Genomic DNA, 6015 nt, shown 5'->3' with positions numbered 1-6015 from the left:
CGGCGGGCGGGGTGGTTCGCCATTGCTTCCCACAACCCCTGCGGGCGACCCGCCCGCCGCGCCCGTCCCCCCCCCGCTGCTGGTCGGCGAGCGCGGCCATTACGAACTGGCGGCGGGCCGCAAGGACAAAGCGGCGAGCCTGCTGAAGACGTTTGAAGGCTCGGCCGGGCCCGGCGGCCTACTGCCAGAGCAGGTCTGGGATGGTCCCGACATGCCGGAACACGAACTGCGGCACGGTGGGCCGTCGGGCAGTGCCATGCCGCTGGTATGGGCGCATTCGGAGCACATCAAGTTGCTGCGTTCCCTCAGTGACGGCGCCGTCTTCGACATGCCACCGCAAGGGGTGAAGCGCTACATCGAGGACAGGACCGTGGCGCCGCGCCGGACGTGGCGCTTCAACCACAAGGTCCGCACCATGCCCGCCGGCAAGATGCTGCGCGTCGAACTGCTGGCCCGGGCGGTGGTGCATTGGAGCAGCGACGGTTGGGCGACCGTCCATGACGCCGAGACGACCGAGAATGCCTTCGGCATCCATCTCACGGACCTGCCCGTTGCCGATGTTCCGCCGCGCAATACGATCGTCTTTACTTTTTTCTGGCCCGATGCCGGCCGTTGGGAGAATGTCGACTTTTCCATCGGTATCGATGGGCCGGACTAGAGCATGATCCCGAACCGAAGGTTTTCGGAAAAGATCATGCTCCAACAATAGAGCCAGTAGATCTTCTATCCCTCAAGAACCAGGACGAGAAACATGCAGATCGGAATGATGGGACTGGGCAGGATGGGCGCCAACATGGTTCGGCGCCTGCTGCGCGATGGCCACGAATGCGTGGTCTACGACATCAACCCGGCCAGCGTTGAAGCCCTTGTGACGGCTGGCGCGATCGGGGCGGCTTCGATGGAGGAGTTCGTCGGCAAGCTGACCAAGCCGCGCAGCGCCTGGCTGATGCTGCCGGCAGCGATCACCAGCCGGATCGTCGACCAGGTGGCCGACCTGATGGAGCCGGGCGACATCATCATCGACGGCGGCAATTCCTATTATCACGAGGCTGTCGACCACGCAGCGCGCCTGGCAATGAAAGGCTTGAACTACGTCGATGTCGGTACCAGCGGCGGCGTCTGGGGCCTCGAGCGCGGCTATTGCCTGATGATCGGCGGCCCCGACAGCGCGGTCCAGCATCTCGATCCGGTCTTCGCCACCCTGGCGCCGGGTCTGGACGCCGGAGGGCCCGCCCCCGGCAAGGATGCAGGAACGGCCCCCTTCGGCTATCTCCATTGCGGACCAAGCGGCGCCGGCCATTTCGTCAAGATGGTCCACAACGGCATCGAGTACGGCGTCATGGCCGCCTATGCCGAGGGCATGAACATCCTGAAGTCGGCAAATGCTGGCAAGAGACAGCGGACGGCCGACGCTGAAACCAGCCCATTGGAAAACCCGCAATACTACCAATTCGACATCGATATCGCCCAGGTTGCCGAGGTCTGGCGGCATGGCAGCGTCATCGGCTCCTGGCTGCTCGACCTAACGGCGGGCGTGTTGAAGGCCGATTCGGGGCTGACGCAGTTCGGCGGACGGGTTTCGGATTCCGGCGAAGGCCGCTGGACCTTGAAGGCGGCGATCGACACCGGCGTGCCGGCGCCGGTTCTGTCCTCGGCCCTGTTCGACCGCTTCTCCTCGCAGGGCGAATCCGAATTCGCCGACAAGCTGCTGTCCGCCATGCGCTACGCCTTTGGCGGCCATGTCGAAAAGCCGAAGACCGGCTCGTGACAGGGAACGCACGCTCATGAACCAGGAACGGTCCGACACGCTGGTGCTTTTCGGGGCGACCGGCGATCTCGCCCACAAGAAGATCTTCCCGGCACTTTACACCATGGTCGCCAAGGGAACGCTGACCGAGCCGGTGATCGGCGTCGCTTTCGACGCCTGGGACGTGAAGCAGTTGCAGGCGCGCGCCCACGACGGCATCGTCAAGGCCATCGGCAAGGTCGACGAAAAAATCTTCGCGAAACTAGCCTCGCTGCTTCGCTATGTCAGCGGCGACTATCGTAGCGCCGCGACATTCGAGAAGCTGAAAAGCGCGCTGGGAACCGCACAGCACGCGCTGCACTATCTGGCGGTGCCGCCGACCATGTTCGAGACGGTCATCCAGGGGCTGGAACAGTCGAGCGCCGCCCAGGGCGCGCGCCTGATGGTGGAAAAGCCTTTCGGCCACGATCTGCAATCGGCGCGCTGGCTGAACCGGGTCCTGCACCTGGTGTTTGACGAGCAGTCGATCTTTCGCATCGACCACTACCTCGGCAAGGAAGCGATCCAGAACCTGCTCTATTTCCGCTTCGCCAATTCCTTTCTCGAGCCGATCTGGAACCGCAATTTCGTCGAGAGCGTGCAGATCACCATGGCCGAGGATTTCGGCGTCGAGGGCCGCGGCCGCTTCTATGACGAGGTCGGCTGCATCCGCGACGTCATCGAGAACCATCTGCTCAACATCCTGCTGCTGCTTGCCATGGAGCCGCCCGTCGGCCGCTCGGCCGACGATCTGATCGACGAGAAGGTGCAGGTGCTGCGGGCGATCCGGACGCTGACCAAGGACGATGTCGTGCGCGGCCAATTCAAAGGCTATCTCAGCGAGCCGGGCGTGGCGCCGAACTCGCTGGTCGAGACCTTCGCTGCGGTGCGTTTCTTCGTCGACACATGGCGGTGGCAGGACGTGCCGTTTTTCATCCGCGCCGGCAAATCGATGCCGGTGCACGCCACCGAGGTCATTGTCCGGCTGAAGCGGCCGCCGCTTAATGTCTTCGACCCGATCAAGCCCGACGACGCCAACTACGTGCGCTTCCGCATCGACCCGCAGGTGGCGATCTCGATCGGCGCCCAGCGCAAGGCTGCCGGTGACGACATGATCGGCGAGCAGGTCGAACTCACCGCACTCGACGACAGCAAGGGCGACATGCCGCCCTATGAGCGGCTGATCGGCGACGCCATGAACGGCAACGGCCAGTTGTTCACCCGCCAGGATGCCAGCGAACTCGCCTGGCGGATCGTCGGCCCGGTGCTCGGCGACACCACGCCGCCTCATCTTTACGAGCCTGGGACATGGGGCCCGGCCGATGCGATGGCCGGGTTCGGACCGCCGAACGGCTGGATCAATCCGGCGAAATGAGCTCAACAGGCGACACAATGGCCAAAGCAGCGAAGAAGCCGGCACGGGACAGCGACAAGATCGTGCTTGCGATCGATATTGGCGGCTCCCATGTCAAGATCCTCACCAGCGCCGGCGGCGAGGAGCGCAGAACGGATTCCGGACTCGGCCTGACGCCGCAGCAGATGATCGCGGCTGTGAAGACGCTCACCGATGGCTTGCCCTATGATGTCATCTCGATGGGTTATCCCGGCCCGGTGCACCACAACAGGCCGCTGACCGACCCTGCCAATCTCGGCGAGGGCTGGGTCGGATTTGACTTCGCAACGCAGTTCGGCAAGCCGGTGAAGGTGGTCAACGACGCGCTGATGCAGGCCATCGGCAGCTACGAAGGCGGGCGCATGCTGTTCCTCGGCCTCGGGACGGGGCTCGGTGCTGCCATGATTGTCGACAATGTCGCCCAGCCTATGGAACTCGCGCATCTTCCCTACAAGAAGGGCGGCAGTTTTGAGGATTATGTCGGCGAACGCGGCCTTGAAAAGCGCGGCAAGAAGAAATGGCGCAAACACGTCTTCGACGTCGTCGAGCGGCTGCGCGCCGCCATGCAGCCTGACTATGTGGTCATCGGCGGCGGCAATGTCGACAAACTGGACGAATTGCCTGCCGGTTGCAGGCACGGCGACAACACACGCGCCTTCGAGGGGGGATTTCGACTGTGGCGCGACAAATCCCTGATTGTCTGATATTATGGGGGTTTAGGGCCAGACCTGTTGATCTGGCCCGGCCGTTAGTATTGTTATTCAAAATAATGTGTGGCGTGGTGCGGCGTCATTGCGTTACGCAGATTTGCCGACTAGGAATTCTGCGACCCCACTAACGGAGAAAATAGATTGACCGACGACAGCAACAAAGCCCGCAAGGACATCGACCTTCTCGAGCTGACCGCTCACATCGTGTCCGCTTACGTCGAGAAGAACCGCTTGCCGGCTTCCGGCCTCGGCGATCTCATCGCCAGCGTCAGCGCGTCGATAGGTGGACTCGGACAACCCGCCGCTCCGGTGGCAGCGCCGCTGATCCCCGCGGTCAATCCCAAGAAATCCGTGACGCCGGACTACATCATCTGCCTCGAAGACGGCAAGAAGTTCAAATCCCTGAAGCGCCATATCGGCGTTCATTTCGGGCTGACGCCGGATGCCTACCGCGCCAAATGGGGCTTGCCGGCCGATTATCCGATGGTTGCCCCCACCTATGCGGCCTCGCGCTCGCAACTGGCAAAGGCAATCGGTCTTGGCCGCAAGGCCGCCCCGCCGGCGCCGGTCAAGAAGACCAGGAAGCCCAAGGCCACGGTCTGACAGGACGGACATCGGGTCTGGTCGTTCCGCCCAGCGGCAACGCCAGGGCGGGGCGCGAATTTGTTGATCCGGGACAGTTTTTGCACGCGCTCTGGGCCGAATTGCGCTAAAGACGTCTTGGTCGGACCAGCGCCCATCGTGGAAGTGCCCCGCCGGCCGACTTCTTTGCCACGGGGCCTAGATTCATGACATCACAATCCCATGCATCGCCCGACCGGCGCTATGCCGCCTTCCACCACAAACCGTTCCTGAGTTATTGGGCGGCGCGCTTCCTCTCCACATTCGCCACCCAGATCGTATCCGTCGCCGTCGGCTGGCAGGTGTACGACCTGACCCGCGATCCATTCGATCTCGGCCTTGTCGGCATTGTCCAGTTCTTGCCTTCGCTGCTGCTGGTGCTGGTCACCGGGGTGGTCGCCGACCGTTTCGGCCGCCGCCTGATCATGGCGCTGACCGCACTGCTGGAGGCGATCTGCGCGTTGGCGCTGCTGCTGCTGACGCTGCGCGGCCTTAGCGGGCCGGGGTTGATCTTCGGCGTGCTCGCCATGTTCGGCATCGCGCGCGCCTTCTTCGGACCGGCGGCAGCGTCGCTGTTCGCCAACCTCGTGCCGCCAGAGGATTTCGGCAATGCGATCGCCTGGAATTCGTCAGCCTGGCAGACGGCGACCATCGTCGGACCGGTCGCCGGCGGCCTGCTCTACGGGCTTTCGGCGGAAGCGGCATACGGCACCGCTGCCGTTCTGATGTTTGTCGCCGCGGTGCTGGTCTTTACCATCCCGAAGCCTGCCCAGCGCAGCGAGACGGACAGGCCGACGATGCAGACCTTGTTTGCCGGCTTCGGCTATATCTGGAGCGAAAAGATCGTGCTTGGCGCCATTTCGCTCGATTTGTTCGCCGTGCTTTTGTCCGGCGCCACGGCACTGCTGCCGGTCTATGCGCGCGACATCCTCGAACTCGGCCCATGGGGCTTGGGACTGTTGCGTTCGGCGCCGGGCATCGGCGCCATCTGCGTTGCCATCTGGCTGGCCGGACATCCGATCCGCAATCATGCCGGCGTGGTCATGCTCGGCTTCGTCGCGCTGTTCGGCGCCTCTACCGTGCTGTTCGGCGTTTCCACCATCACCTGGCTGTCGATCGCAGCGCTCGCCTTGCTCGGCGCCACCGATATGTTCAGCGTCTACATCAGAGAGACGCTGATCCAACTGTGGACACCGGACAAGGTTCGCGGCCGCGTCAACGCAGTCAATCAGGTTTTCGTCGGCGCCTCCAACGAGCTTGGCGAATTCCGCGCGGGCACCATGGCGGCGTTGATCGGCACCGTGCCCGCGGTGGTGATCGGCGGCGTCGGGGCAGTCGTTGTCGCCGGGCTGTGGGCGGTGCTGTTCCCGCAGCTGCGCAAGGTGCGCCACCTCAACGGGCGAAACTGATCTAGCTGTGGAGCCTCAACAGGTTGTCCAGGGTTATATCGAGGCGACTGATGGGTGGTTTGGACTTTAGGCTGCCGTGTGGACGATGCCAATTGT

General features: G+C 63.5%; 5 protein-coding genes and 1 pseudogene. All 6 read left to right on the top strand.

From position 1 onward, the window contains the following. Nucleotides 1–658 (top strand): annotated as a pseudogene (locus tag NKH12_RS29745) (hypothetical protein); the annotation flags it as partial. Nucleotides 659–751: 93 nt separating this feature from the next. After that, on the top strand, nt 752–1768 hold the full coding sequence (gene gnd, locus NKH12_RS29740; protein WP_352956379.1) for a phosphogluconate dehydrogenase (NAD(+)-dependent, decarboxylating): 1017 nt from the start codon (nt 752–754) through the stop codon (nt 1766–1768). Between the two features lie 16 nt (nt 1769–1784). Beyond that, nucleotides 1785–3161, top strand: a complete 1377-nt coding sequence (gene zwf / locus NKH12_RS29735; protein ID WP_352956378.1) for a glucose-6-phosphate dehydrogenase — start codon at nt 1785–1787, stop codon at nt 3159–3161. A 17-nt stretch (nt 3162–3178) separates the two neighbouring features. Continuing rightward, the gene (locus tag NKH12_RS29730) at nt 3179–3883 is read left to right on the top strand and encodes an ROK family protein (RefSeq protein ID WP_352956377.1); all 705 of its coding nucleotides are present in this window, start codon (nt 3179–3181) and stop codon (nt 3881–3883) included. 147 nt (nt 3884–4030) lie between these two features. Then, nucleotides 4031–4492 (top strand): Ros/MucR family transcriptional regulator, encoded by a 462-nt coding sequence (locus tag NKH12_RS29725; RefSeq protein WP_029349266.1) that lies wholly within the window; start codon nt 4031–4033, stop codon nt 4490–4492. A 185-nt stretch (nt 4493–4677) separates the two neighbouring features. Further along, nucleotides 4678–5919 (top strand): MFS transporter, encoded by a 1242-nt coding sequence (locus tag NKH12_RS29720; protein ID WP_352956376.1) that lies wholly within the window; start codon nt 4678–4680, stop codon nt 5917–5919. Nucleotides 5920–6015: the final 96 nt, after the last annotated feature.

The sequence above is a fragment of the Mesorhizobium sp. M1322 genome (assembly GCF_040318085.1).
Classification (GTDB): Bacteria; Pseudomonadota; Alphaproteobacteria; order Rhizobiales; family Rhizobiaceae; genus Mesorhizobium.
Note: the sequence above shows the minus strand (reverse complement) of the source record. Positions and strands in the feature narration are given on the sequence as shown.